This window comes from Acidovorax sp. sif1233, from assembly GCF_019218755.1.
In the GTDB taxonomy this organism is placed as follows: domain Bacteria; phylum Pseudomonadota; class Gammaproteobacteria; order Burkholderiales; family Burkholderiaceae_C; genus Acidovorax.
Window position 1 is genome coordinate 1 of record NZ_JAHUWZ010000001.1, and the last position, 23,649, is coordinate 23,649.

Sequence of the window (23,649 nt, forward strand, 5' to 3'; positions counted from 1 at the left end):
CTCCCGTCCCGCCGCCACGCCCCCGCCGCCCGTAGCCGCGCCCCTGGTGGCGCCCGCGGTGCTGGCGGCGGCGTCCACCGCGTCCGCCGCGCAGGGGGCGGCCGCGGCCACCATCCCGCCGGGGGCGCAACCTTCCGCGCTGGAGCAATTCGTGCTGGCGCAGCCCGCCAGCGATGCGCCAGCCTGGCAGGCGCTGGCCTCGGCCTGGGGCGTGAAGCTGCCCGCGGGGGCGGACGCTTGCGCCACCTTGCCGCGCGAGGGGCTGCGCTGCTACCGCAACCGCCGCGCGGGCCTGAACTTGGTGCGGCAGATCGACCGGCCCGTGCTGCTCGCGCTGTATCCGTCGGATGAAGCCGAGGCCCCGGTCTCCGTGCTGCTGCGCGGCCTGGACGGCGAGACCGCCACGCTGGAAGGCGGCGGCCGCACGCTGCGGGTGCCTGTGGCCGAACTGGCGCAGGCGTGGCGCGGCGACATCGCCACGCTGTGGCGCGCCCCGGCCGGCATGCCCGATCGCGGCGAGATCAGCGACACCCCGGCCGGCGCGGCCTGGCTGGACCAGCAACTGGCCAGCAAGGCGGCCGGCGGCACGGGCTCCGGAAGCCGGCCGGTGACGCCCGCGCTGCGCCAGTCGCGCATCCACCGCTTCCAGCTGGCCCAGGGCGTGACGCCCGATGGCCGTGCCGGCCCCCTGACACTCATGCTGCTCAACCGCGCCACGGGCGTGAACGAGCCGCGCCTGCGCAACGGAGACTGACCATGTCCTACATCCTTGATGCGCTGCGGCGTGCCGACGCCGAACGCGGCCGGGGGGCCGTGCCGGGCCTGCACTCCCAGGCCGCGCCCGCGGCCGGGGAATTGCCCGCCGTCCACCGGGCGGCGCCGGCCCCGCTGTGGGCCGTGGCGGCGGCGGTGGTGGGCGTGGCCGTGCTGGCGGCCGGAGGTACCTGGTGGGCCCTGCGGCCGCAGGCCCCGGTGGCGACGGCGATGGCCCCGGCCGCGCCCGCCGTGGTGGCGCCTGCCCCTGCCGCGCCCGCCACACCCGCAGCACCTGCCACGACGGCAGCTCCATTGGCGGCGCCGCCGCCCTTGGCTTCTTCCGTGCCCGCGCCAGCGCCGCCGCCAGAGCCCGCGCTCGCCCGGACGGCCCCGCCGGCGCCCGCACCCGAGCCGCGCCCGGCGGACAGCAAGCGCGCGGCGGACAAGCGCGGCGGCACCGCGCGTGAGCGCGAGCGGCCTGTGGCCGCGGTGGTGGTGGCACCACCCGCCGCACGGGCGCCGGCGGCCGATCCGGCGCGCCCGCGTGAGTCGCTTGGCGCCCCGCTCCCAGCCAACGGGTCTGCCCCGCGCGCCACGCAGGACCCCGGCGCCGCGCCGCCGCCCGCGAGCCCGGTGTTCGCCCAGACCGACCTGCCGGACACCCTGCGCGCGCAGTTGCCCGCGCTCAAGGTCACGGGGGCCACGCATTCCAGCAACCCGGTGTACCGCATGGCCATCGTCAACGGGCAGGTGCTGCACGAGGGCGACCAGGCCGCGCCGGGCCTGGTGCTGGAGAAGATCGAGCCGGGGCGCACGGTCTGGACCTTCCGCGGCTACCGGTACGCGGTGGCCGCGCAATAGGGCGTCCCCGGGGCGCCGGCACCCCCTGGGATGCCGGCCGGTGCGTCTGCATGACGCCTGCCGCTCCACCAGGGCCGCCCGTGGCGCGGCCGTGGACTCTTTTGCTCTCCTGGCGCGGGCCGCGCTGAGCGCGCTTTTGCGGGGCTGGCCGCCGCCGCAGGGCGGCGAACGCCTGGGTTCCGTGCGGGCCGGTGGACCGCGGTGCGCCACCGGGGGGGCCGCGCCGGTGCACGGGGCGGCCACGCCTTTCTGCCGCGCGCCGTGTTCGGGGTGGGTGGAGCGGGTCTTACGACCCGGCGCACAAGGTCGTAGGACATCAGTCGGATGGATTTGCCGCCCACCCCTTCGGACAATGGGCCCGGTGGCGGAGCGCTGCCTGCAAGGCCTGCGTTCCTGCCTGCCGCCGCCAAAGCGCCGTGCCTGCTGCCGGTATGAATCCAATAGCAAAGAATCAATATGGGACAAGCGTCAAAGCCACATTTGATTCGGGAATCACACCGTTCTGCCGCGCGGCGTTTTTGTTTTCCTTTGCCCTTTGCCTTGTCTTCCAGGAGAAATTTCACCATGCCCCATCTACCAGCGGCGAGGGAGCGCGCAGCGCGCTCCTGGCGCATCCGGTCCCGCCATGCCGGGACCCTGCTGCGGCTATTGGCCGCCTCCTGGATGCTGGCCGGCGGCAGCGCGATGGCGCAGGCCAGTTGCGCGCCGGGCCAGTGGCTGGCGGAGTACTTTCCCAATACCGGACTGTCCGGCGCACCGGTGCTGACCCGCTGCGAGGAGGGGCCGATCGACCGCTACTGGATGACCGACAGCCCCGATCCCCGGCTGCCGGTGGACGGTTTCTCCGCGCGCTGGACGGCCTCGGTGCCCTTTGCGGCCGGCACCGCCCGGTTCGTGACGTTCACCGACGATGGCGTGCGCGTGTTCGTCAACGGCCAGCGGGTGATCGACAACTGGACCCCGCACGGCATCACGATGGACGTGGCCGAACTGCCCCTGGCGGCCGGCAACCATACGGTGCGCATGGAGTATTTCGAGGCCGGCGGAGAAGGCCTGGCCCAGCTCGTCATCGAAGGCGGGGCCGAGCCGCCGCCGCCCGCGCCGCCACGCATCCTGTCGTTCGGGGCGGACCCGGGCACCATTGACGCTGGCGCCACGAGCACCCTGGCGTGGAGCACCGAGAACGCCGCCACGTGCACGGCATCCGGCGGCTGGAGCGGCGACCGCCCCGTCAGCGGCACCGCCCCCGCCAGCCCGGTGGTGACGACCACCTACAGCCTGAGCTGCAGCAACGCGCAGGGAGACGCCACCGGGGCCTCCACGGTGATCCTCGTGCGCAACAGTCCGCCGCCGGTGCCCCCCACCATCGCCAGCTTCGCCGCGACGCCCAGCCGCATCCGGCCGGGAGAAAGCGCGCGCCTGGACTGGCAGTCGCAGAACGCCTCCGGCTGCACCGCCTCGGGTGGCTGGAGCGGTGCGCGCCCGGTGCAGGGCAGCGAGCAGGTCAGTCCTGCCGCCAGCGCCGCCTACACGCTGGAGTGCGTCAACAGCGCGGGCCAGGCCACCAGCGCGCTCGTCAATGTGACGGTGGACGCAGGCAACCCGCTGCCCCCGGTGGGCGGCGTCACCGCCACGGCCACCCAGCAGGGCGTGCGTGTTGGCTGGAACCCCGTGACCAAGAGCGGCAAGTGGGTCAATGGCTACTACGCGGGCTGGTTCTGGAACCTGTTCCCGCCGGACGCCGTCGACATGACCACCATGACCCATTTCGTGTTCGGCCGCTATGCGCCCGCCCTGGGCTCGCTGCCCGGCGGACAGGCGGGCGATCTGCTGGAGGGCGCCGGAACGGGCCACCTCGCCCATGTGGAGGATGCGCTGATCGCCAAGGCCCATGCGGCGGGCGTCAAGGCGGTGATGATGGTGGGCGGGGACAGCGATGGCGCGGGGTTCATCGCCGCCACGGCGAACCCCACGGTGCGCGCACGCTTCATCAAGAACATCCTCGACAAGGCGGTGCAGAAAAACTACGACGGCGTGGACATCGACTGGGAAGAAAAGCTGGACACCGAGGCCGGCCGCGCCCAGGCCCTGGCGCTGCTGCGCGAGCTGCGCGCCGCCTCGGCGCTGCGTGCCCGCTACCAGGCGCCGAACGCGCCGCTGGAGCTGAGCTGGCCCGGCTTCTGGGTGAACAAGAACCAGCCGGACATCACGCCCTGGCACGCCCAGGTGGCCGAGCTGGTGGACCAGTACAACCTGATGACCTACAGCATGGCGGGCGACTGGGGCTGGAAGTCGTGGCACCACTCCCCCCTGTTCGGCGAGGGCGACCTGCACCCCACGTCCATCGCCTCCACGGTGCAGGCCTACCTGAACGCGGGCGTGCCGCGCACCAAGCTGGGCATTGGCATCGGGCTCTACGGCGTGTACTACCCCCGTCCGGTGACGGGGCCGCGCCAGGACCTCACGGGCATGCAGGGCTGGGTGGACAACGGCGACTGGATGAACAACTACCAGCGCCTGATGGAGGAAAACGCCTTCGGGCAGCCCGGCGCCGCCTATCGCTGGGACGACGTGGCCAAACAGGGGTACATCACGTACTCGCAGCCCTGGTACCGGGGCTCCACGCCGGTCACCTACCTGAGCTTCGAGGATGAGCGCTCCATCGCCGAGAAGGGCAAATGGGTGCGCGAGCAGGGCCTGGGCGGCACGCTGGTGTGGACCATCAACTACGGCTATCTGCCGCAGTCCGGCACCAACCCGCAGATGCAGGCGGTCAAGAAGTCCTTCATTGCAAGCAGTGCCGCCAGCTACCGGGTGTACCGCGACGGCGTGGCGATCGCCACGGTCACCGATCCGGCCTACACCGACACCACCGCGCCCAGCGGCAGCCACAGCTACCAGGTCAGCATGCTGGATGCGTCCGGCAACGAAGGCCCCCTGTCCGCCGCGGTGGTGGTTCAGGTGCCCTGATTCCGCCCGCGCCACGGGGCGGGCGGCGCCCGTCCGGTGGCCGGGGGAGGGCAGAACGGCCGAAGGCCGCCGAGGCCCGGGCTCAGCGCAGGAAGCGCCCGTCGCGCCCGACCAGCGTCAGCTCGACAAAACGCGAGGCGTTGCGGTCCGGGGTGGTGGCATGGATCTCGAAGCCGCCCAGGTCCCACTTCTTGAGGTTCCAGGTGGCATCGATGAAGGCGGCGCGCGTGGCGTTGCGCCCCGCGCGCTGCAGTGCCTCGGCGAACACGCGGGCGTTGATGTAGCCCTCCAGCGCCAGGTGCGAAGGTTCTGCGGTGGCGCCCGCCGCCTTCCAGGCCGCCTGAAAGTCCCGCACCACCGGCATGACCGCATTGGAGGGCAGCGGGACGACCTGCGAGATCGCCATGCCCGTGGCGTCCGCGCCCAGGGCCTTCACGGTGGCGGGCGTGCCCATCACCGACAGCGCATACAGCGTCACGCCGCGCTTGATGGCGCGGAACGCCTTCACGAACTCCAGCGTGGGCTTGCCCGCCAGGCCGATCACGATGGCCTCGAGGTTGCCGCCCGCCAGCTTGGCCGCCGCCGTGCCCGCGTCCGAGGCATTGTTCTCCACCGTCACGGTCAGCGCCTCGGGCAGCTTGAGGCGGTCCATCGACTGCTTGGCGGCGGTGAACACCTCTTTGCCGAACGAGTTGTTCTGGTAGACGATGCCGATGCGCTGGATGCCGATGGTGGACAGGTGCTGCACCAGCTTTTCGGCCTCGTCGGCGTAGCTCGCGCGGATGTTGAACACGTTGCGGGCACTCTTGGTGCGGCTCAGCTGCGCGCCCGTGAACGGCGCGAAGAACGGGATCCCGCTGTCGACCACCTTGGGCAGCATGGCGTCGATCATGGGCGTGCCCATGCAGTTGAACAGCGCGAAGGTGCCCGGATCGGCCAGGAACTGCGTCATGTTGGCCAGCGCCTTGGGCACGTCGTAGGTGTCGTCCTGGGTGACCAGCTCGATGGTCTTGCCGTGGATGCCGCCCCGTGCATTGATGCCCGCAAACGCCGCCTTGGCGCCCTGGTGCATGGCCGAGCCGAGATCGCCCAGCGGGCCGGTGAGGGCGGTGGACTGTGCAATCCGGATGGCCCCTTCCTGCGCGCGGGCGCTGCCCAGTCCCAGCCAGGGCAGGCTGACGGCCGCGGCCAGCAGCTGGCGCCGGGCAAGGCGTGGCGAAGGGCGGATGGCTGGCCGTGCCAGGCCTGCGGGCGGGTGGTTGTCGGGCATGCGTGTCTCCTCGGGTGGCCCAGGCGGGCGCATCGGCTGCTGGGGAGGCGACATCATCCCGTCACAATTGACATTTTTTTGTCGTTCTGACGACAATCCGGGTCGTGGTATTCCCGCATCGCATGCCCCCTTTGTCGCTCTCCCCCGGACCCGCACCGCCATGGACTCACGCATGAACCAGGATCTTTCGCTCCACCAGCGGCGCCGGCCGCCCACGGTGGACGAGCTCGGCGGCATACCCTGGCTGAGCCTGCTGCTGCCCGCCGAGCGCGAGCGGGCCGTGGCGTCGCTGCTGGTGGGGGACGCCAACGCGGGCGACTACGTCTGCCGGGTGGGGCGGCCGGTGACCTACTGGTTTGGCGTGGTGGAGGGCCTGCTCAAGATGAGCAGCGACAACGCCCAGGGGCAGACCATGACCTACGCCGGCCTGCCGCCCGGGGGCTGGTTTGGCGAGGGCACGGCCTTGAAGCGCGAGCCCTATCGCTACAACATCCAGGCGCTGCGCAAGAGCGTGGTGGCCGGGTTGCCGATCGACAGCTTCCACTGGCTGCTGGACCACTCCATCGGCTTCAACCGCTTCGTGATGAACCAGCTCAACGAGCGGCTGGGCCAGTTCATCGCCGCGCGCGAGATCGACCGCCTGAACAACCCCGACGTGCGCGTGGCCCGCAGCCTGGCATCGCTGTTCAACCCGGTGCTGTACCCCGGCGTGGGGGAGGTGCTGCGCATCACGCAGCAGGAGCTGGCCTATCTGGTGGGCCTGTCGCGCCAGCGCGTGAACGAGGCGCTGGCGGCGCTGGAGGCGCAGGGCGCGATCCGGGTGGAATACGGCGGCCTGCGCGTGCTGGATCTGCTGGCGCTGCGCTCGAGCATCTTCCCGCTGCAGCAGGGCGTTTGAGCGGCGGCGGGCCTCAGCCCGGCAGCGAGGGTTGCTGGCCGCGCGAAGGGGGCTGCAGGCTGGCGCGCTGCGGGGGCGCCGGTACGGGCACCGGCGCGGGCGAGGCCGCGCCGCCGCTCCAGTGGTTCTCGCCGCCGCCATCGCGCGTGAGGCGGAAGGTGCCCACCATCTGGGTGAGGCGGCCCGCCTGGTCCTTGAGGCTGTCGGCCGCCGCGGCCCCTTCCTCCACGAGGGCGGCGTTCTGCTGCGTCATTTCCTCGAGTTCGCCCACCGAATGGCTCACGTGGCCGATGCGCTGGCTCTGTTCCTGCGTGGCGGCGGTGATCTCGCCCATGATGTCGGACACGCGGCGCACCGACAGCACCAGCTCCTCGATGGTCTTGCCCGCGTGGTTCACCAGGGTGCTGCCCTCCTGCACCTGATCGACGCTGGCGCCGATCAGGGCCTTGATCTCGCGCGCGGCATTGGCCGAGCGGCCGGCCAGGCTGCGCACTTCGCCCGCCACGACGGCGAAGCCCCGGCCCTGTTCGCCGGCGCGGGCGGCTTCCACCGCGGCGTTGAGGGCCAGGATGTTGGTCTGGAAGGCGATGCCGTCGATCACGCTGATGATGTCGGCGATCTTGCGCGAACTGGCGCTGATGGTGTCCATGGTGCGCACGACCTGCGACACCACCTCGCCCCCGCGCGTGGCCGCGTCGGACGCGGTGGACGCGAGCTGGTTGGCCTGGCGGGCCGAGTCGGCGCTTTGCGACACGGTGCCGGTCAGGTCCACCAGCGCGGTGGCCGCGCCCTGCAGATTGTGCGAGGTCTGCTCGGTGCGCTGGCTCAGGTCCAGGTTGCCCGAGGCGACTTCCGAACTGGCCACGAGGATGGAGTCGGCGGTCTGGCCGATCTCGCCCACCAGCGTGCGCAGGCGCTCCTGCATGGCGGCGATGGCTTCCAGCAGGCGGCCGGTTTCGTCCTGGATGCGCACTTCCACCTGCGAGGTGAGGTCGCCGCGCGCGATGCGTTCCGCCACCACCACGGCGCGGCCGATGGGGGCGGTGATGCTGGCGGTGATGCGCCACGCGATCAGCGCGCCGAGCCCGATGGCCAGCAGCACCAGCAGGCCGCCCACCATGCGGGCGTTGCTCTGGGTCTGCTCGGCCGAGGCCGTGGCGTCGGCGTTGAGGCTGTTCTGCAGCTCGATGAGTTCGCGCAGCTTGGCGCGCCACGCGGTTTCCACGGGCGCCACGCGGGTCATCAGTGCCAGGGTCGCGCTCACCGTGTCGCCGTCGTCGGCCGATTTGATCGCGTTGTCGAGCTCGGGGCGCGCCTTGCGGCCCAGCGCCTGCACCTCGCCCAGCAGCTTGATCTCGGCGGGCGTGGCGCCGGCGGGGGTGAGGAGTTCGCCCAGGGCGGTTTCCTGGCGGCCGTATTCCTTGAGCGTCGCGGAAATGGCAGCGATCTGTTCGTGTGCCTGCTTGGGGTCGATGTCGTTGAGCATGGCCGCCGAGCGGCTCTGGATGCCGATGGCGCTCACGCTCTCCAGCATGCCGTTGACGAGCTTGGACTTGCTGGCGCCGGCACCGGTGACCTGGCGCATCTGCTCATGCACCTTGCCCACGGAAAGCTGGCCCACGGCAGCGACGGCCACCACCAGCACCAGCATGCAGCCGAAGCCCAGGCCGAGCCGGCTGGAGATCGACAGGGATTTGAGTGATGAAGCGGCCGGCATGGTGTTCCTTGAGGTCTCTGGGTGCAATGGATCGGGATGCACAAGGCAAAGCAATAACGGGGCCCGCATCAGCCGGGCCGGCGGCCGCGCCCCGCACGCCGGCCCAGGGCAGTGTAGGCAGAATTGACAAGAAGTGTCATGAGGCTTGCGGATGGCGCCATGCCCGTTGTGCATGGGTGTTTGTTACAAATGGCCTTCCAGGGCGTGCACCACTCCCGCAGGGCAGAAGGCGGGGTGGAGGCTGTGGAAAATGAGGGAAAATACGGCAAATCGGTGTACTGCATTGGGTTTTTTGCTATTTGATTGGTAGCACTTGACGGGTGCTTCGTTGGCCGGTGGCCCCCGGTGGCGCACCCCATCATGTATAAACCCGTTACAGATGTGAGGCCTCAGGATGAACCCGCTTTCCCTCCCCCTGGCGTGCCGCGCCGCCGCCGCCGCGCTGGTGGTCGCCGCGCTCGCCAGCTGCGCCACGGCACCCGCGCCGGACCAGCGCGAACTGGTCGTCGCGGTCACGGCGTCGCACGAGCTCATCACCTTCCATGCCGGCCAGCCGGAGCGCATCCTGGAGCGCCGCTCCGTGACGGGCCTGGCCCCGGGCGAGCGGCTGGTGGGCCTGGACTTTCGCGTGGCGCGCGGCGTGCTGTATGCGCTCTCGCAGGCGGGGCGGCTGTACACGCTCGACATCCCCACCGGGGCCCTGCGCCCCGTGGGCCCAACGCCGGCCGTCCTGGCCCTGCGGGGGACGGCCTTCGGCTTTGATTTCAACCCCGTGGCCGACCGCATCCGCGTCGTCTCGAACGCGGGCCAGAACCTGCGGCTGCACCCGGACACCGGCGCCGTGGTGGACGGCGACCCGGCCGTCGAGGGCGTGCAGCCCGACCCGGCCCTGCGCTATGCCTGGAGCGACACGAACGCCGGCCGCGCGCCCGATATCGCGGGCGCCGCCTATACCTACAACGCGCAGGACGGCAAGCTCACCACCAACTACGCCATCGACCGTGCGCTCGGCGTGCTGGTGACGCAGGGCTCGCGGGAAGGCGCCACGCCCGTGGTGTCGCCGAACACCGGCCAGCTGCGCACCGTGGGGCCGCTGGGCCTGGGGCCCCTGACCGATGTGTCGTTCGACATCTCGGATGTCGGCAACACCGCGCTGATCGCCGTGCGCACGCCGGCCGACGGCCAGACGCGGCTGCACCTGGTGAACCTGGACACTGGCGCCACCCGTGCGCTGGGCAGGGTGGGCGAGGGCGCGCCCTTGCTGGGCATGGCCATCGAACCATGACGCATGCCTGCTTTCCCGCGCGCCGCACCGGGCGCCCGGTGGCCGCGTTCCTGCTGGCCGGCGCGTGCATGGCGGGCCTGGCCACGGCGGCGCGGGGTGCCACGGTGCAGGTGGACGTGCTGGACACCGCGGGCAAGCCGCTGGCCGACGCCGTGGTGTTCCTCGACTCGGCCGACGCGGCCCGGCAGGCCCGGCCGCTGGCCGGTGTGGAGATGGCGCAGGAGAAGCGAAGGTTCGTGCCCGGCGTGCTCGTGGTGCCGGTGGGCACCGAGGTGCGCTTTCCCAACCATGACTCGGTGCGCCACCACGTCTATTCGTTCTCGCCCGCCAAGAAATTCGAGCTCAAGCTCTACACCGGTACGCCCTCCAATCCCGTGCTGTTCGACCGGCCGGGCGTGGTGGTGCTCGGCTGCAACATCCACGACCAGATGGTGGGCTGGATACTGGTGGTGGACACCCCGCACTACGCGCGCAGCTCCGCCGCCACGGGCAGGGCGCAGCTCGACAATGTGCCGCCCGGCACCTACACGCTGCGCGCCTGGCACACGCGGCTGCCGGTGGGCGCCCCCGCGCAGGAGCAGGCGCTGACGGTGCCCGCCGCCGGCGGCGCCGCCGCGTCGGTGCGTTTGGCGGGGTTGCAGCCTTGATGCAGCTGCGCCTGCTGCGGCGCAGCCTGATCCTGCGGCTGGTGGGACTCTCGCTGCTGCTGCTGCTCATCGTGCAGGCGGCGGGTTTTGCGGTGGTGCGCGCCACCATCGAGCGCAATGCGCGCGCCCAGATCGCCCAGGCCCTGGACCTGGACGAGAACGTCTGGCGCCGGCTCCTCGAACAGAACGCCGACAAGCTGCGCCAGGGCTCGGCCCTGCTCGCGGCCGACTACGGCTTTCGCTCCGCCGTGAATTCGGGCGACGAGGAAACCATCCAGTCCGTGCTGGAGAACCACGGCAGCCGCATCGGCGCCGCCGTGACGGCGCTGCTGGGCACCGACCTCACGCTGCGCGCGGTCAGCCTGTCGGGCAGCATGGAGGCGTTTCCGGCCACCCTGCGCGAACTGGTGCCGCCGCTGGCCGCGCAGGCCCAGGGCAGCCAGATCGCGGTGATGGACGGCGTGCCCTACCAGTTCGTGATGGTGCCGCTGCGCGCACCGGTGGTCATCGGCTGGGTGCTGATGGGCTTTCCCATCCACCAGCCGCTGGCCGACGAGATGCGGCAATTGCTGTCGGTGCATGTGGCGCTGGTCGTCCAGGGCGCGGACGGCTCGGTCCAGGTGCCCGTGAGCACGCTGCCGCCCGGCCCGCTGGCGCTGCTGCAGCGCCAGGGCATTGCTTCGGGTGAACTGCAGACGCCGGAAGGCACCTTGCTGGCGCGCACCATCCGCCTGCACAGCGTGGGCGGCGAGGTGCAGGCGCTGCTGCTGCGCTCGGTGGACGAGGTGCTCGCGCCCTACCGCCAGCTGCAGGTGCTGCTGGCCATCATCACCGTCGCCGGCGTGCTGCTGTTCGCGGTGGGCACGGGGCTGGTGGCGCAGCGCCTGACCACGCCGCTGCGCTCGCTGCTGGCCGCCACGCAGCGCCTCTCGCGCGGCGAGTACGACGTGCCGCTGGCGCACACCGCCCGCAGCGACGAGATCGGCAACCTCGCGCGCTCGTTCGACCATATGCGCGTGGACATCGGCGCGCAGCAAACGGAAATCCGCCGCCTGGCCTACTGGGACCGGCTCACCGGACTGCCCAACCGGGAGCGCTTTCGCGAAGCGGTGGTGCAGGCGATCGCGGGCGCGGGCGGCGTGGCGGCAGGGCCACCGCAGCCGCTGGCCGTGCTCACGCTCGACCTGGACCGATTCAAGCATGTGAACGACGTGCTCGGCTATGCCTTTGGCGACCGCCTGCTGCAGGCCGTGGCCGAGCGCCTGCGCCAGCAGGTGCCGTTGCCCGGCCACATGGTGGCACGCCTGGGCGGCAACGAATTCGCCGTGCTGCTGCAGGGCGCCGATGCGGCCGCCGCCCACGACACCGCGCTGCGCATCACGCGCTCGTTCGAGGAGCCGCTGGCCTTCGAGGACCAGACGGTGGACCTGAGCGCCGGCATCGGCATTGCCTGCTGGCCAGGCGACGCGGACGATGCCGACACGCTGCTCAGCCGTTCCGAGATCGCCATGTACGCCGCCAAGCGCAAGCTCAGCGGGGCGCTGCAGTACGACGCGTCGTTCGATTCGGCCAGCACGCAGACCCTGTCCCTGCTGACCGAACTGCGCCGCGCCGTCGAACACCGCGAACTGCGCCTGTACCTGCAGCCCAAGGTGGCGCTGCGCGGCCAGCCCGGCCTGGCCGCCGAGGCCCTGGTGCGCTGGCAGCATCCGCAGCGCGGCCTGGTGCCGCCCATGCAGTTCATCCCGTTCGCCGAGCAGACGGGCTTTGTGCGCCAGCTCACGCTGTGGATGTTCGAGGAGGTCGCGCGCCTGCTGGCCGACCCGCGCACCCGGGGCCTGCCGCTCAGGGTCTCGGTCAACCTGTCCACGCGCGACCTGCTGGACCCGGAGCTCAGCGCGCGGCTGGCCGACATCCTGGTACGCCATGGCGTGTCCGCCAGCGCCTTCTGCCTGGAGATCACCGAAAGCGCCATCATGGACGACCCCCAGCGCGCCGAGGCCATGCTCAACCGCCTGTCCCAGCAGGGCTTCAAGCTCTCCATCGACGATTTCGGCACGGGGTACTCCTCGCTGGCCTACCTCAAGCGCCTGCCGGTGGACGAGCTCAAGATCGACAAATCGTTCGTGATGGGCATGGCGGCGGGCGAGGACGACGCGATGATCGTGCGCTCGACCATCGACCTGGCGCACAACCTGGGGCTCAGCGTGGTGGCCGAGGGCGTGGAAACCGCGGACATCCTGGAGCGGCTGCGCTCACTGGCGTGCGACGAGGCGCAGGGCTACCACATTGCACGGCCCCTGCCCGTCGATGATTTCCTGGCCTGGCAGGCGCGCCAGGGGTAAGCTGTCCGGTTTTTCACCGGTGGCGGATGCCGCAGAGGCACCGCTGGCCGGCCTTTCCGCGCCGGGCCCGCAAGGCCCGTGCGGCCCACAGGCGAAAATACGCGCAATGTCCTCTTCCAGTTCCCGTCCGCCCGCCGGCCCCGCAGCGGCTCCCGCCCCGGATGCCGGCGGCCCGTCCGCACCCGCGCCGCGCCCCGTGCTTCGCCGTCCCGTCATCGAAGCCAAGGCGGCCAAGGCAGCGCCCGCCCGTCCCGCGCCGCCGCCCCGGCCCTCCCGCGCGCCCGCACCGCCCACCTACCGCACGGCGTCGGGCGGCTTTGTCGCGCCGGTGCGGCAGGCACCCCCGCCTGCCGCACGCACCGTGGCACCCAACGGCCTGGTCAGCTCCCGCCTGAACAAGCGCATGGCCGAGCTGGGCATGTGCTCCCGGCGCGAGGCGGATGACTGGATCGCCCAGGGCTGGGTCAAGGTCAATGGCGAGGTCGCGGAGATGGGCGTGCAGGTGCTGCCCACCGACCGCATCGAGGTCGACAAGGTCGCCCAGGGGTTCCAGGAGCAGCGCGTCACCATCCTGCTGCACAAGCCCATGGGCTATGTGAGCGGGCAGGCCGAGGACGGCCACACGCCCGCCGTGGCGTTGATCAACCCCCGCACGCACTGGCGCGACGACCCCAGCCGCAACCGGTTCTCGCCGCCGCAGCTGCGTGGCCTGGCGCCGGCCGGGCGGCTGGACATCGATTCGGTGGGCCTGCTCGTTCTCACCCAGGACGGCCGTGTGGCGCGCCAGCTCATCGGCGAGGACTCCACGGTGGACAAGGAGTACCTCGTGCGCGTGCAGTACGGCGATGTCGCCACCGACGTGCAGTCGGCCTTCCCGCGCGAACAGCTCGCGCGGCTGTGCCACGGCCTGGCGCTCGACGGCCAGCCGCTCAAGCACGCCCAGGTCGACTGGCAGAACCCCGAGCAGCTGCGCTTCGTGCTCACCGAAGGCAAGAAGCGCCAGATCCGCCGCATGTGCGAGCTGGTGGGGCTCAAGGTGGTGGGGCTCAAGCGCATTCGCATCGGCCGTGTCACCCTGGGCAACCTGCCGGTCGGGCAGTGGCGCTACCTTTCTCCCGGCGAACGGTTCTGACAGGCCGCGCGCCCCGGCTTCTTCCTGTGTCGCTTGACCATTCCTGAACGGAGCCTTTCCACCCATGTCCCCATCACCGCGCCGCGGCGCCAATGCAGCCGGCCCCGGGGCAAGGCGCCCCGCCGAACCTTCCACGCCTGGCCCCCTGCGGCAGTTGCGCGTTTCCGACCTGCGCGGCGTGGCACGGCTGGCCACGCAGGCCACCACGGGCATCAGCCGCGTGGCCGAGGGCGTGCACCAGTCGGTGCTGGGCACCCTCGGTTTGCATGGCGGGGCGCAGCCCGGGCAGGCGCGGGGCCTCACGGGGCTGGTCTACCAGAGCATTCGGGGCGTGACATGGCTCGTGGATGCAGGGCTGCAGGCGGGCCTGGCGCGGCTGGAGCCGTTTTTCGAGCCTGCCGTGCCGCACACCGGCGTGCAGTGGGAGCGCGAGGCCGTGCTGGCCGCCCTCAACGGCGTGATGGGGGACCGCCTCCAGCGCGACGGCAACCCGCTGTGCACCCGCATGGGGTTCCACCGGGAGGGGCTGCCGCTCGACCTGCCCGCCCTGGCCGCCAGCGGCGCGGCCACCGGCAAGGTGCTGGTGCTGGTCCACGGCCTGTGCATGAACGATCTGCAGTGGCGGCACGGCGGCCATGACCATGGCGCCTACCTCGCGCAGGCGCTGGGCTGCACGCCGGTCTACCTGCGCTACAACACGGGCCTGCACACCTGCGCCAATGGCGCGGAGCTCGCGGCGCAGCTGGAATCCCTCGTGAGGGACTGGCCGGTGCCCGTGACGGAGGTGGCGGTGCTGGCCCACAGCATGGGCGGGCTGGTCGCGCGCAGTGCGTGCCACCAGGCGGTGGCGCAGGGGCTGGGCTGGCCGGCGCTGCTGCGCCACCTGGTGTGCCTGGGCACGCCCCACCATGGCGCGCCGCTGGAAAAAGCCGGCCACTGGGTGGACATCCTGCTGGGCAGCACGCCGTATTCGCGCCCCTTCGCACGGCTGGCGCAGCTGCGCAGCGCGGGCATCACCGACCTGCGCCACGGCCACGTGCTGGAATCCGACGGGCAGGGGCGCGACCGCTTTCACCGGCAGCCTGACCGGCGCGTTCCGGTGCCGCTGCCCGAGGGCGTGGCCTGCCATGCCGTCGCCGCCACGCTGGCCGCGCGGCGCAGTCCGGTGGCCGAGCGGCTGGTGGGCGACGGGTTGGTGCCGTTGCACAGTGCCCTGGGCATCCACGATGATGCGCGGCGGACCCTGGGTTTTGCCAAGGATCGGCAGGCCGTGTTCCACCGGATGGGCCATCTGGCGCTGCTGGGCGATGCGGGCGTGGCGCGGCAGCTGGAGCAGTGGCTTCGGCCCGCGTGAGCGGCAAAGGGAGGAAAGCGGTCCGGTGGTCCGCTTTTCCACGCCAACGGCCTTGTGGGGCCTTGGCCCGCGGCTACCATGTGGCCATGAATATGTGACAAGGAGAAACTAGTGAGCGACGTGAAATACCGGCTGGTAACCCGCAGCGACTTCGACGGCCTCGTGTGTGCCGTGCTGCTCAATGAGCTCAATCTCATCGACGAGATCACCTTCGTGCACCCGAAGGACATGCAGGACGGCAAGATCGCCATCACCAGCCGCGACATCACCACCAACCTGCCCTATGTGCCGGGGGCCCACCTGGTCTTCGACCACCACGAATCGGAAACCGTGCGCAACTCGGGCCGGCGCGACGAAAACCACATCATCGAGGCCCATGCGCCGTCGGCGGCCCGCGTGGTCTACAACCACTACGGCGGCAAGGCGGCCTTTCCGCGCATCACCGACGAAATGATGGCGGCGGTGGACCAGGCCGACTCCGCCCAGTACTCCCGCGAAGACATCCTGGACCCCCAGGGCTGGGTGCTGCTGAACTACATGATGGATTCGCGCACGGGACTGGGGCGTTTCCGCGACTTCCGCATCAGCAACTATGCGCTGATGATGGACCTCATCCAGTATTGCCGCGACCACGACATCGCCGACATCCTGGCTCTGCCCGACGTGCAGGAGCGCGTGCAGCTGTACCGCGACCATGCCCCCAAGGCCCAGGAGCAGCTGCAGCGCTGCGCCATCCGCATCGGCAAGCTGGTGGTGCTGGACCTGCGCGAGGAAGAAACCATCTGGGCCACCAACCGCTTCATGATCTACGCGCTGTTCCCCCAGTGCAACATCTCCATCCACGTGATGTGGGGCCTGCAAAAGCAGAACACGGTGTTCGCCACGGGCAAGTCCATCCTCGACCGCAGCAGCCAGGTGCACATCGGCAACCTCATGCTGGAGTTTGGCGGCGGCGGGCATGCGGCCGCGGGCACCTGCCAGGTGGCCAACGACAAGGCCGACAAGATCCTGCAGACGCTGGTGCAGCGCATCACGATCGAGGGCTGAAGCCCGCCCCCTCAGTCGTCGCTGAGCAGCGCGCGGTAGATGGCGGCGCCCAGCAGCGCGCCTGCGATGGGCGCTGCCCAGAACACCCACAGTTCCGACAGCGCATAGGCCGGGCCAAACAGCGCCGGGCCGGTGCTGCGCGCGGGGTTGACCGAGGTGTTGGTCACCGGGATGGAGATCAGGTGGATGAGCGTGAGGCACAGGCCGATCGCCAGCCCGCCAAAGCCGCTGGCCGCGCGTTTGGCCGTGGCGCCCAGGATCACGATGAGGAACACGGCCGTCAGCACGACCTCCGTCACCACGGCGGCCACCAGGCCATAGCCGCCGGGGGAGTGTTCGCCATAGCCGTTGGTGGCGAAACCCCCGATGTCCGCGCCCGGCTTGCCGGTGGCGATGAGGTACAGCACGCCCGCCGCGGCGATGGCGCCCAGCACCTGGGCCAGCACGTAGCCGGGCAGCTCGGACGCCTTGAAGCGGCCACCCAGCGCCAGCCCCACCGACACGGCGGGATTGAAGTGCCCGCCCGAGATCGGTCCCAGGGCATAGGCCCCCGTCAGCACCGTGAGGCCAAAGGCCAGGGACACGCCGACAAAACCAATGCCCAGCTGAGGAAAGGCCGCGGCCAGCACGGCGCTGCCGCAGCCGCCCAGGGTCAGCCAGAACGTGCCGAGGAACTCGGCGGACCATTTTTGAAGGGATGTGGGCATGGCAGGACGGCTCCGAAAGAAAAAAGGGCACAGGGTTCTGGAAGGCTGCTCCCTTCGGAACAGCGGCGGCGCGTGCATCTTATGGGGGGCAAATGACAAAAAATACTGCCAGTTGCCTGCAAATTGTCAACAATCTTCAGCGCCCGGCCCCGCCTGCCCGCCGTCTGCAGGGACGGACGGCAGGCCGCGCCGGAGGCCGCCGTGTGCGAAACACCCTTGAAATCAGCCAGTCCGCCCCGAGGTGAACACGCGCGAACGCCTTTCCTCGCCACCCCCGTGGCCCGTGAAAGGCGTTCCCTTGCACCTTACACAGCAATCTCCAAGACACCATGAGCACCAAACAGACCCTGTCTTTCCAGGCCGAAGTGGCCCAGCTGCTGCACCTTGTCACGCACTCGCTGTACTCCAACCAGGAGATCTTCCTGCGCGAGCTGATCTCCAACGCCTCGGACGCGTGTGACAAGCTGCGCTTCGAAGGCCTGAACAATTCCGCGCTGTTCGAGGACGCTCCCAACCTGGAAGTGCGCGTGACCTTCGACAAGGACGCGAAGACGCTCACCATCACCGACAACGGCATCGGCATGAGCCAGCAGGAGGCCATCGAGCATCTGGGCACCATCGCCAAGAGCGGCACCAAGGACTTCATGGGCAAGCTCTCGGGCGACCAGAAGCAGGACGCGCAGCTCATCGGCCAGTTCGGCGTGGGCTTCTATTCGGGCTTCATCGTGGCCGACAAGATCACGGTCGAGTCGCGCCGCGCGGGCCTGCCTGCCGGCGAAGGCGTGCGCTGGGTGAGCGGCGGCACGGGCGACTTCGAGGTGGAAACCATCACCCGTCCGCAGCGCGGCACCAGCATCATCCTGCACCTGCGCGACGACGCCGAGGAATACCTCAACGCCTGGAAGCTCAAGTCCGTCATCGCCAAGTATTCGGACCACATCAGCCTGCCCATCCTGATGGAAAAGGAAGAGTGGAAAGACGGCGAGCTCATCACCCCCGGCGACGAAGCCGGCGGCCGCCAGCCCGGCGGCATGGTCAAGACCGGCGAGTGGGAAACCATCAACAAGGCCAGCGCCCTGTGGACCCGCCCCAAGAAGGACGTGACCGACGAGCAGTACGCCGAGTTCTACAAGACCATCAGCCACGACCATGAAGCCCCGCTGACCTGGGCGCACAACCGCGTCGAGGGCAACACCGAGTACACGCAGCTCCTGTACATCCCCGCCAAGGCGCCGTTCGACCTGTGGAACCGGGACAAGAAGGCCGGCGTGAAGCTGTACGTCAAGCGCGTGTTCATCATGGACGACGCCGAGGCGCTGATGCCCACCTACCTGCGTTTCGTCAAGGGCGTGATCGACTCGGCCGACCTGCCGCTGAACGTGAGCCGCGAGCTGCTGCAGGAAAGCCGCGACGTGCGCGCCATCCGCGAAGGCTCGACCAAGCGCGTGCTCAGCATGCTGGAAGACCTGGCCAAGCACGACAAGCATGAGGCCACGGCGGGCGACGACGGCGTGACCGATGTGGTCGACGCCGACGACAAGGCCAAGGAAGGCAAGTACAGCCAGTTCTACGCCGAATTCGGCGCCGTGCTCAAGGAAGGCCTGGGCGAAGACTTTGGCAACCGCGAGCGCCTGGCCAAGCTGCTGCGTTTTGCGTCCACCACCAGCGACACCGCCACCGTGGGCTTTGCCGATTACAAGGCCCGCATGAAGGAAGGCCAGGAGGCCATCTACTACATCACCGCCGACACCCTGGCGGCGGCCAAGAACAGCCCGCAGCTCGAAGTCTTCAAGAAGAAGGGCATCGAGGTGCTGCTCATGACCGACCGCGTGGACGAGTGGGCGCTGAACTACCTGCACGAATTCGACGGTACGCCGCTGCAAAGCGTGGCCAAGGGCGCGGTGGACCTGGGCAAGCTGCAGGACGAGGCCGAGAAGAAGGCCGCCGAAGAGGCCGCCGAGACCTTCAAGCCCGTGCTCGCCAAGCTCAAGGAGGCGCTCAAGGACAAGGCCGAGGACGTGCGCGTGACCACGCGCCTCGTCGATTCACCCGCGTGCCTGGTGGTGCAGGACGATGGCATGAGCACCCAGCTCGCGCGCATGCTCAAGCAGGCGGGCCAGCAGGCGCCGGAGACCAAGCCCGTGCTGGAGGTCAATGCCGAGCATGCGCTGGTCAAGAAGCTCGACGGCAGCGTGCATTTCCACGACCTCGCGCACATCCTGTTCGACCAGGCGCTGCTGGCCGAAGGCGGCCTGCCCGAAGACCCGGCGGCCTACGTGCGGCGGGTGAATGCGCTGCTGGTGTGACGGGGATGAAATAGGCTTCTGGAGACCGGCCATCAAGCGCCGGTAGCTATTAAAAATAGAGCAAACCCCGTCGATGCCAGGGCATCACGGGGTTTTTTTGCGCCGGCGCTGGCGTCCTCCGCGCCAGCGGGCGGGGGCGGTGCGCCTCAATCCTCCGGCCGCGCCTGCTCCAGCAGGCGGTCGTGCGCGCGGTTGCGCTCCTGCGGGTCGGCGTCGATCAGCTCCTTGAGCGCGCCCTGCGGCGCCAGCAGCCCCTTGCGCCGGTCATTCTTGACGGGCAGGTTGCGCCAGCCCGAGAGCACCAGCCAGTCCCAGAGCTCGGGCGGCACGGGGCAGGTGATCGCCATCTTGACCGGCCCCCGGATGATGAACGTGCCCACCGCCGGCAAGGGCCCCACCGGGGCAGGCCGGCGCTGCTGGCGGATGGAAAAGAGGTTGCGGAACAAATCCTTCATGGCCGGGGCAACTCGCTGGGGATCTGGGATGGCGCAGCATAGCCCAGTGCCGTGGAACCGGTCCACTGTCCGGGGGCGCCTGCGCGCCACGGCCGGCGTGGTGGAAACAATACGCAATACGGTTCACGAACGTTAACGATTGTTTCTGCGCGGATTACGCCTGCCGCGCTCGATAAATTCAGGCCCTGCCTTTGCCCATGGCGGCCCAGGCGCGTTCACGCACTCCCTCGCATTTTTTGCCAGCCCTGAGGGGCCTGGTGAGGTCGCGGCGTGGCCGGAAGTTCGAGCCATCCACTTCAGGAGAATTCAATGCCCTATCGATTGACGCGACTATGGACGAGCGGCCGCGCTCCCTGGCGCGCGCAGACATCCAGCGGGTCCATGCAGCCTGCCAGCGATGCCACCGCGCAGGCACGCGAGGTTCCTGCGGCTGCGCCCGCGCAGCGCGCCGTGCGCCGCTTCCGCTGGCTCTTGCTGGCCAGCGGGTTGTTTGCCGGGGCCGCCCTGGCGCAGTCCGCCGACCTGGTGGTGAACCATGCGGATTCCCCGGACCCGGGGCCCGCCGGAGGCATCTTCACGTACACGCTGCGCATCGACAACAACGGCCCGAACGGCGCCACCGGCGTCACGCTGGTGGACACCCTTCCCGCGGGCTCCACGTTCATCGACGTGAACACCACGGCGGGCTCGTGCAGCGAGGCTGGCGGCACCGTCAACTGCGCCGTGGGCAACATCGCGTTCAACACCAACCAGACCGTGACGATCCGCGTGCGGCTGCCTTCCGCGGGCGTGTGGACCAACACCGCCACGGCCTCCAGCGCCACGTCCGATCCCAACACCAGCAACAATGTCAACAGCGTGCAGGACACCACCGCCACGCAGGCGGCCGACCTGGCGCTCGTGGCCACGCCTTCCACGGCCAACGTGGTGGCCGGGCAGGCCTACAGCTATGCGCTGCAGGCTGCGAACAACGGCCCGAATGCGGCCGATGGGAGCCAGCGCATCACCTTCACCGTGCCGGCCGGCGCCTCCATCACGTCGACGCCCACGGGCACGGGCTGGTCGTGCACGGCCTCGGGCGGTTACCCGCTGAACAGCGGCACGGTGACCTGCACCCGCGCGGGCACGCTCGCCAATGGAGCGTCCGCCGCCGTGCTGACGGTCCCCGCCGTGTCCAACGTCAACGGCACGGTGACCGCCGCATTCGCCATCGACGGCCTCAAGCCCGACAACTCGGCCATGCCGGACGGCAACACCTCCAACAACACCACCTCCGCCGACGTGACTTCCGCCTCCGGTGCCGATGTGGCCATCACCAAGAGCGCCGCCAGCTCCAATGTGGCCCAGGGCACCAACGTGGTGTACACGCTCACGCCGCGCCTCAATGGCGGGGAGTCGCTGGTGGGCCGGCCCGTCACGGTGACCGATACGCTGGGCGCGGGGCTCACCTTCGTGTCCGCCGTGGGCACGGGCTGGACCTGTGACGCCACGATCACCTGCACGCGCACGGAGTACACCGGTGCCAACTTCACCAACATGCCCGTCATCACCGTGACCGCCACGGCCAACAGCGCGGGCACGCTGGGCAACACGGCCGCCGTCAACACGCCGCTGGCCGACCCGGTGCCCGCGAACAACTCGGACTCGGTCAACGTGACGGCCAGCAACGATGCGGACATGCAGCTGACCAAGACGGCCAGCATCAACCCGGTAGTGCCGGGCCAGGCGTTCAACTACACGCTGACGGCGCGCAACACCGGCCCCTTGGCGGTACCCAACGGCCAGGCGATCACCATCTCCGACGTGGTGCCTGCCGGTGTGACGCTCAACAGCCTTGTCAGCGCCACGGGCTGGACCTGCGATGCACTGCCCTTTGTCGGCAACGGCGTGGCAGCCTGGAACTGCACCCGCTCCACGGGCCTGAACGCGAACTCCAATGCGCCTGCCGTCACGGTGTCCGGCGTGCTGGCCAGCGCGGGTACCGTCACCAACAATGCCTGCGTGGCGCTGGGGGGAGGTGCGCGAGTGGACAGCAACGGGACGAACAACTGCGTGGGCGTGGGCGTCACCGCCACCGCCACCCAGGCCGACCTGCGCGTCGTGTCCAAGACCGCAGCGCCGGACCCCGTGGTCGCGGGCCAGAACCTGACCTACGTCATCACGGTCGACAACGTCGGCCCGGCGGCCGCCAGCAATGTCATCGTGTCGGACACGCTGGCCAGCCTGGTGACCACCGGCGGCTTCCAGTCCGCTGTGGCCTCGCAGGGCAGCTGCACGCCCAACGGCGTCACCAACGGCACCTCGCAGAACCTGAGCTGCAACCTGGGCACGCTGAACTCCGGCGCGCAGGCCACGGTGACCGTGGTGGTGCGCCCCAGCATCGCCGCCACCGGCCCGCGCACCAACATCGCCACCGTGCGTTCCGCCGACGTGGGCGACCCCAACCAGGCCAACAACAGCGGCAGCGTGACCAGCCAGGTCACGGCCATCGTGGACGTGACCGCCGCCAAGACGGCCACGCCCTCCACGGTCGCGGCCGGTGCGCCCATCACCTTCGTGGCGACCATCGGCAACACGGGGCCTTCCACGGCACAGACCGTGCAGATGGTGGACACCCTGCCGTCCAATGCCGCCTTTATCGACGTGGTGAGCGTGAGCGGGGGCGGCAGCTGCGTCCCCATCGCGGCAGGCACGGTGGGCGGAACGCTCACCTGCAACTGGGCCAGCATCAATGCCGGCGTGCAGCAGACGGTGAACTACCGCATGCGTCCCCTGGGCAACGCGGCAGGCAGCAGCGTGGTCAACAGCGTCGCTGCGACCACGGCCACCACCGAGTCGAGCCTGGCCAACAACAGCGCCACCACCACGACGCCCGTCACGGCGCCGCAGCTGGACATCCTGGTGAACAAGGTGGACAGCTCCGACCCGGTGGACCTGGGGCAGTCGACGACGTACACGATCACGGTGAACAACAGCGGCCCGTCCTTCGGCACCAACGTGGTGATGACCGACGTGTTCCCCGCGCCGGGCTCCTCGCCGACGGCCACCTTCAGCTACCGGGGCTCGCTCACGGTGAATGCGGGCGGCTCCTGCACCGAGCCCGCGGTGGGTGCGACCAGCGGCACGCTGATCTGCTCCTTCCCAGGGCTCAGCAGCGGCCAGAGCGCCACCATCACCTACGTGATGCGCGCTGAAACCCTCACCGTCGCGGGGGCCACGAGCGGCACCGCGTTCAACCAGGCGAGCGTGGTGGTGGAGGAAACCGAGACCACGCTGGCCAACAACGTGGTGACGCATGACACGACCGCGCGCCGCTTCACCGTGGCCACGGACCTGGCCCTGACCAAGACGGCGCCCGCAGGCCCGATCGCACCGGGCGCGGCGCTGGACTACACGCTGGTGGTGACCAACAACGGCCCGCTGGCCAGCGATGGCGCGCAGGTGGTGGATGTGCTGCCGGCGGGTGTCAACTTCGTCTCCGCTGCCGGGTGCGTCAATGCCTCGGGCACCGTGCGCTGTGCGGTCGGCCCACTGGCGGTAGGGGCTTCGCGCACCTTCACGATCAGCACCATGCTGTCGTCCCCCTACAGCGGCGCACGTCCGCTGGTGAACTCCGCCACCGTGGATGCGCCGGGCGATACCAACCCGCCCAACAACACGGCCAGCGCCACGACCACGGTGTCCAACACCACCAGCAGCATCCCCACGCTGTCCGAGTGGGGCCTGATCCTGCTGGCGGTCCTGCTGGGGCTGATGGCCTGGCAGCACCCTGCCGTGGGTCGCCGCCGGTAGTGCGCGCGTGGCAGCGGCTATCGCGGTGATCGCGCCGGGATAGCCTGCTGCTCGCGGCCCGGTCCAAGGCCAGCACGCTGCCTGCGTGCTGGCCTTTTTTCATTCCG

The 23,649-nt window shown here is 70.1% G+C and carries 15 protein-coding genes and 1 pseudogene; 12 read left to right on the forward strand and 4 right to left on the reverse strand.

Annotated elements, in window-relative coordinates; all coding sequences use genetic code 11:
• The 3 genes and pseudogenes from KW843_RS00005 to KW843_RS00015 all read left to right on the forward strand — a co-directional run.
• Window positions 1-754, forward strand: a pseudogene (locus KW843_RS00005) (peptidoglycan-binding protein); the annotation flags it as partial.
• A 2-nt stretch (window positions 755-756) separates the two neighbouring features.
• A complete protein-coding gene (locus tag KW843_RS00010; RefSeq protein WP_218293058.1) occupies window positions 757-1,617 on the forward strand; it encodes a general secretion pathway protein GspB in 861 nt (286 codons plus the stop codon).
• 564 nt (window positions 1,618-2,181) lie between these two features.
• Window positions 2,182-4,587 carry a glycosyl hydrolase family 18 protein gene (locus KW843_RS00015; RefSeq protein WP_218293059.1) on the forward strand — a complete coding sequence of 802 codons (2,406 nt, stop codon included), beginning with the start codon at window positions 2,182-2,184 and terminating at the stop codon, window positions 4,585-4,587.
• Window positions 4,588-4,669: 82 nt separating this feature from the next.
• On the opposite strand, the gene KW843_RS00020 is transcribed toward KW843_RS00015, so the two are convergent.
• On the reverse strand, window positions 4,670-5,857 hold the full coding sequence (locus KW843_RS00020) for an ABC transporter substrate-binding protein (RefSeq protein ID WP_218293060.1): 1,188 nt from the start codon (window positions 5,855-5,857) through the stop codon (window positions 4,670-4,672).
• A 160-nt stretch (window positions 5,858-6,017) separates the two neighbouring features.
• On the opposite strand from KW843_RS00020, the gene KW843_RS00025 reads away from it, so the two are divergent.
• The gene (locus tag KW843_RS00025) at window positions 6,018-6,755 is read left to right on the forward strand and encodes a Crp/Fnr family transcriptional regulator (protein ID WP_218293061.1); all 738 of its coding nucleotides are present in this window, start codon (window positions 6,018-6,020) and stop codon (window positions 6,753-6,755) included.
• Window positions 6,756-6,768: 13 nt separating this feature from the next.
• Here KW843_RS00025 and KW843_RS00030 read toward each other — a convergent pair whose 3' ends face one another.
• Window positions 6,769-8,472: a methyl-accepting chemotaxis protein gene (locus KW843_RS00030; RefSeq protein ID WP_218293062.1), complete on the reverse strand. Its 1,704-nt coding sequence runs from the start codon at window positions 8,470-8,472 to the stop codon at window positions 6,769-6,771.
• Between the two features lie 394 nt (window positions 8,473-8,866).
• Between KW843_RS00030 and KW843_RS00035 the strand changes: the two genes are divergently transcribed.
• The 6 genes from KW843_RS00035 (at window position 8,867) to KW843_RS00060 (ending at window position 16,282) form a co-directional block, all read left to right on the forward strand.
• Entirely contained in the window at window positions 8,867-9,757 is an 891-nt protein-coding gene (locus tag KW843_RS00035; RefSeq protein ID WP_218293063.1) for a DUF4394 domain-containing protein, read from the forward strand.
• 68 nt (window positions 9,758-9,825) lie between these two features.
• Window positions 9,826-10,404 (forward strand): methylamine utilization protein, encoded by a 579-nt coding sequence (locus KW843_RS00040; RefSeq protein WP_218294373.1) that lies wholly within the window; start codon window positions 9,826-9,828, stop codon window positions 10,402-10,404.
• On the forward strand, window positions 10,404-12,749 hold the full coding sequence (locus KW843_RS00045) for a bifunctional diguanylate cyclase/phosphodiesterase (RefSeq protein WP_218293064.1): 2,346 nt from the start codon (window positions 10,404-10,406) through the stop codon (window positions 12,747-12,749). The genes KW843_RS00040 and KW843_RS00045 overlap by 1 nt, the downstream gene beginning before the upstream one ends.
• A 106-nt stretch (window positions 12,750-12,855) precedes the next feature.
• On the forward strand, window positions 12,856-13,881 hold the full coding sequence (locus tag KW843_RS00050; protein WP_255591278.1) for a pseudouridine synthase: 1,026 nt from the start codon (window positions 12,856-12,858) through the stop codon (window positions 13,879-13,881).
• 64 nt (window positions 13,882-13,945) lie between these two features.
• Window positions 13,946-15,235 carry a triacylglycerol lipase gene (locus KW843_RS00055; RefSeq protein WP_255594462.1) on the forward strand — a complete coding sequence of 430 codons (1,290 nt, stop codon included), beginning with the start codon at window positions 13,946-13,948 and terminating at the stop codon, window positions 15,233-15,235.
• 111 nt (window positions 15,236-15,346) lie between these two features.
• A complete protein-coding gene (locus tag KW843_RS00060; protein WP_218293065.1) occupies window positions 15,347-16,282 on the forward strand; it encodes an exopolyphosphatase in 936 nt (311 codons plus the stop codon).
• Between the two features lie 11 nt (window positions 16,283-16,293).
• Here KW843_RS00060 and aqpZ read toward each other — a convergent pair whose 3' ends face one another.
• Window positions 16,294-16,989, reverse strand: a complete 696-nt coding sequence (aqpZ, locus tag KW843_RS00065) for an aquaporin Z (RefSeq protein WP_218293066.1) — start codon at window positions 16,987-16,989, stop codon at window positions 16,294-16,296.
• A 329-nt stretch (window positions 16,990-17,318) separates the two neighbouring features.
• On the opposite strand from aqpZ, the gene htpG reads away from it, so the two are divergent.
• A complete protein-coding gene (gene htpG, locus KW843_RS00070) occupies window positions 17,319-19,295 on the forward strand; it encodes a molecular chaperone HtpG (RefSeq protein WP_218293067.1) in 1,977 nt (658 codons plus the stop codon).
• A gap of 146 nt (window positions 19,296-19,441) precedes the next feature.
• Here htpG and KW843_RS00075 read toward each other — a convergent pair whose 3' ends face one another.
• Window positions 19,442-19,750, reverse strand: coding sequence for a hypothetical protein (locus KW843_RS00075; protein WP_218293068.1), 309 nt, complete (start codon window positions 19,748-19,750; stop codon window positions 19,442-19,444).
• A 381-nt stretch (window positions 19,751-20,131) separates the two neighbouring features.
• On the opposite strand from KW843_RS00075, the gene KW843_RS00080 reads away from it, so the two are divergent.
• Window positions 20,132-23,542: an IPTL-CTERM sorting domain-containing protein gene (locus KW843_RS00080; protein ID WP_255594463.1), complete on the forward strand. Its 3,411-nt coding sequence runs from the start codon at window positions 20,132-20,134 to the stop codon at window positions 23,540-23,542.
• Window positions 23,543-23,649 lie beyond the last annotated feature (107 nt).

Excerpts from the sequence above, each read along its gene's own strand:
- KW843_RS00035 (WP_218293063.1), top strand. The coding sequence starts at position 8,867 with ATGAACCCGCTTTCCCTCCCCCTGGCGTGCCGCGCCGCCGCCGCCGCG.
- aqpZ (WP_218293066.1), bottom strand. The coding sequence starts at position 16,989 with ATGCCCACATCCCTTCAAAAATGGTCCGCCGAGTTCCTCGGCACGTTC.
- KW843_RS00010 (WP_218293058.1), top strand. The coding sequence starts at position 757 with ATGTCCTACATCCTTGATGCGCTGCGGCGTGCCGACGCCGAACGCGGC.
- KW843_RS00040 (WP_218294373.1), top strand. The coding sequence starts at position 9,826 with ATGGCGGGCCTGGCCACGGCGGCGCGGGGTGCCACGGTGCAGGTGGAC.
- KW843_RS00020 (WP_218293060.1), bottom strand. The coding sequence starts at position 5,857 with ATGCCCGACAACCACCCGCCCGCAGGCCTGGCACGGCCAGCCATCCGC.
- htpG (WP_218293067.1), top strand. The coding sequence starts at position 17,319 with ATGAGCACCAAACAGACCCTGTCTTTCCAGGCCGAAGTGGCCCAGCTG.
- KW843_RS00030 (WP_218293062.1), bottom strand. The coding sequence starts at position 8,472 with ATGCCGGCCGCTTCATCACTCAAATCCCTGTCGATCTCCAGCCGGCTC.
- KW843_RS00015 (WP_218293059.1), top strand. The coding sequence starts at position 2,182 with ATGCCCCATCTACCAGCGGCGAGGGAGCGCGCAGCGCGCTCCTGGCGC.
- KW843_RS00080 (WP_255594463.1), top strand. The coding sequence starts at position 20,132 with ATGCAGCCTGCCAGCGATGCCACCGCGCAGGCACGCGAGGTTCCTGCG.
- KW843_RS00055 (WP_255594462.1), top strand. The coding sequence starts at position 13,946 with ATGTCCCCATCACCGCGCCGCGGCGCCAATGCAGCCGGCCCCGGGGCA.
- KW843_RS00025 (WP_218293061.1), top strand. The coding sequence starts at position 6,018 with ATGGACTCACGCATGAACCAGGATCTTTCGCTCCACCAGCGGCGCCGG.
- KW843_RS00045 (WP_218293064.1), top strand. The coding sequence starts at position 10,404 with ATGCAGCTGCGCCTGCTGCGGCGCAGCCTGATCCTGCGGCTGGTGGGA.
- KW843_RS00050 (WP_255591278.1), top strand. The coding sequence starts at position 12,856 with ATGTCCTCTTCCAGTTCCCGTCCGCCCGCCGGCCCCGCAGCGGCTCCC.
- KW843_RS00075 (WP_218293068.1), bottom strand. The coding sequence starts at position 19,750 with ATGAAGGATTTGTTCCGCAACCTCTTTTCCATCCGCCAGCAGCGCCGG.